Here is a 2,191-nt window from a genome sequence, read left to right on the forward strand (position 1 = left end):
AAACTTCAGATTTTTGATAAAGATGAGACATTCCAAGTGCCAAAACAGATGCAGGCATATTTATAGGATTAATAAAACTTAAAGTAAGACCCGTTGCCAATACAATTTTGTTAATAATTCCAGCCGAATTTTGATAATCCTTTATTAACTTCTCTTTGTATTGTTCAGCTTCTATAGCCTCAAGTTGATGTTGCAAGTTTTCATTATTACCTTGGAGGTGTCTTACTTCGTTCGTGAGATGGTAATTTGTCGGTCTAATTCTCCTCCGAGTCTTCCAAAAATTTGGAACGCTTCACCACAAGCACGGCTCAGCATTACCATTCTATCTTCTAAAGGAAGGCTGGAGTCTTGCAAGAAATTATTCATTTGTTGCATGGCAGTTGATGGATTTTGTACAGCTAATTGTTGATCTAGTGTATGAGGAATCATAATTGCTCTCCTTAACTTATCAATGACTTTTATTGTTTATCATCAAATATGCATACTATTTAAATAGTAAACATATTCAATTAGGAACACTAATAAATAAAATTACTATTGTCAACTATAATGATTCTTTAATGATTTTTTTTTGAAAAACCACGCAATAATTTGAATAAAAATAAATCAAAAAAAGATAGAATATAGTATTCGATAGATATATTTTTAAGAATAGAAAGGAATAAAAATGAGAATTTTGTCGAACCACTTTTCTTGCTATTATTCTTCTTTTTTTGAGGGACATTTTTTATTTTTAACTAAACGGCAGAAAACGATCATAGCAATTGCCATAGGCGTCTTTAGTTGTTTCGCAGCAGGCTATTTACTATATCAAGCGATCAATAAAAGAAAAACAAGGCCTTTATCAAGTGATGCTGCTTCTTTAAATAGGGAACCAAATTTTGGAAACCCCTTAAGCCAACCAGTTGAAAAGCACAGAAAAAATCCTTCCATAGAGGGTCCTGCGCTAATCCATATAATTAATTCTCTGATCTCAGCATTTTCTCCAACGGGAAATGAAAGAGCCGAACAAACAATAGAGGGAGAAGTCGACAAAAGAAAAATAAGGCCTTTGTCAAGTGATGCTGCTTCTTTAAATAGGGAACCAAATTTTGGAAACCCCTTAAGCCAACCAGTTGAAAAGCACAGAAAAAATCCTTCCATAGAGGGTCCTGCGCTAATTCATAAAATTAATTCTCTGATCTTAGCATTTTCTCTAGCGGGAAATGAAAGAGCCGAACAAACAATAGAGGGAGAAGTCGTCTATACAGGTGTTACAGTAGATACAACATTGCTTTCCCGTTATTGGAATATCGCTTATAAAAATGCTTCTTCATTAGAGGAAGCAGATATTATTCTTATGGGTGAAAATCATAATATTTTAGCCTATAAACAATTAGAGATTGCGATCATCAATCAATTTGGAAAAGACGATGATGTCTTACTTTTAGAAGGGATAGAGTATCAAGAGGAGGCGCAAAATTTTAGTCATATTTATTCTGAATACAATTTCAACTTAATTTCAAAAAATATACGCATGTTTGGTTTTGAGGTAGACTTATTACCCTTTGATGAAATTTCAAATATGCTTGAAGAATTAGAGAGAAAAGTTGTTATCCTAAAAACAAAAATAGAGCAAGAAAAAAGATCTGGGTTGCCTCATGATGCCTTAGAAAAAATGATGGAAGAAATTGTCATTTTATTGGAGAAATTATGTCTATCAACGGATAAACGTAACGAATTTCTAATTACTTCCATTAATCGGCTGTTAGATCGGTACCCTAACAACAAGTTATTTGTCATTGCTGGCAGCTTCCATATAGTAAGTCCCGATTTTAACTTGATCGACCATTTACCTCCAGATTTGAAATATGCCATATTAACTTATAAAAATTAGAATGTTTTTAAAAATTGCAGAGAAGAGATTATTCCATCCTTTTAAAAATGCTTAAAAAGACGAGAATAAAAACTTTATGGGTAAATAAAAAAATTAATAAAACATCAGTGTCGTGAGAGTTAAAAAATAAGAGGAAAAATTTCCCTCTTAAAATGAAGCCAATTTAGGCATAGTCTAAGCCATCAACAGAAGCCGCATTAGGGATATCAAGGTTCGCTAACTCCTGAATCGTTTCGCGCACTTTGTTATCAGCATATTTTAGTGCTTCTAATCGTGAGCAATTAGGATGATTGGTTCGATATTCTTGCTCAAATG

The 2,191-nt window shown here is 32.9% G+C and carries 2 protein-coding genes and 1 pseudogene; 1 reads left to right on the plus strand and 2 read right to left on the minus strand.

Annotated elements, in window-relative coordinates; all coding sequences use genetic code 11:
• Both BU804_RS14485 and BU804_RS14490 read right to left on the minus strand, forming a co-directional pair.
• Positions 1-196 (minus strand): annotated as a pseudogene (locus BU804_RS14485) (hypothetical protein); the annotation flags it as partial.
• A gap of 26 nt (positions 197-222) precedes the next feature.
• On the minus strand, positions 223-429 hold the full coding sequence (locus tag BU804_RS14490; protein WP_075882868.1) for a hypothetical protein: 207 nt from the start codon (positions 427-429) through the stop codon (positions 223-225).
• A gap of 238 nt (positions 430-667) precedes the next feature.
• Here BU804_RS14490 and BU804_RS02645 point away from each other — a divergent pair, with 238 nt between their 5' ends.
• The gene (locus BU804_RS02645; RefSeq protein ID WP_226996110.1) at positions 668-1,876 is read left to right on the plus strand and encodes a hypothetical protein; all 1,209 of its coding nucleotides are present in this window, start codon (positions 668-670) and stop codon (positions 1,874-1,876) included.
• Positions 1,877-2,191: the final 315 nt, after the last annotated feature.

This window comes from Candidatus Protochlamydia sp. W-9 (assembly GCF_001950615.1).
Lineage (GTDB): Bacteria > Chlamydiota > Chlamydiia > Chlamydiales > Parachlamydiaceae > Protochlamydia > Protochlamydia amoebophila.

Coding starts and splice junctions, on each gene's coding strand:
- BU804_RS02645 (WP_226996110.1), top strand. CDS start 668: ATGAGAATTTTGTCGAACCACTTTTCTTGCTATTATTCTTCTTTTTTT.
- BU804_RS14490 (WP_075882868.1), bottom strand. CDS start 429: ATGATTCCTCATACACTAGATCAACAATTAGCTGTACAAAATCCATCA.